The sequence below is a fragment of the Campylobacter sp. LMG 17559 genome, from assembly GCF_024723605.1.
Taxonomy (GTDB): Bacteria; Campylobacterota; Campylobacteria; order Campylobacterales; family Campylobacteraceae; genus Campylobacter_D.
The window spans coordinates 1-328 of sequence record NZ_JANQCZ010000065.1; the positions used below are offsets into that span (position 1 = coordinate 1).

Sequence of the window (328 nt, forward strand, 5' to 3'; positions counted from 1 at the left end):
TACAAATATCTTGAGGAAATTCGTCTAAATATATATCAGTAAATGCACGATTATAGGTAATTAGAACATTAGCATATGTTCCAATTCTAACTACATCAAAGCTATCAAACTTATGAATATCTTTTTGTAAAAAATCCTCTTCTAAACGAGTATTTAGAAAAAATAAAAAATCTTCAAGTGTATCAAATCTTTCCTTGTCAAATAAAAAATAAGTTTTATGTCCTATAAAAGTTTTTTCATTATCAATAAGATAAAGTATAATATCAGTATTTGAGCCTAAAATAACATGCCCAGCTTGTCTTATAAGCTCAACATCTTCTTCTGTAGG

Annotated in this window: 1 protein-coding gene; it reads right to left on the reverse strand. The window is 26.2% G+C overall.

Going from position 1 to position 328, the window contains the following annotated elements:
• Positions 1-328, reverse strand: a 328-nt coding sequence (locus CAMP5082_RS08325) for a hypothetical protein (RefSeq protein ID WP_337206443.1), incomplete at both ends; no start/stop codon positions are given.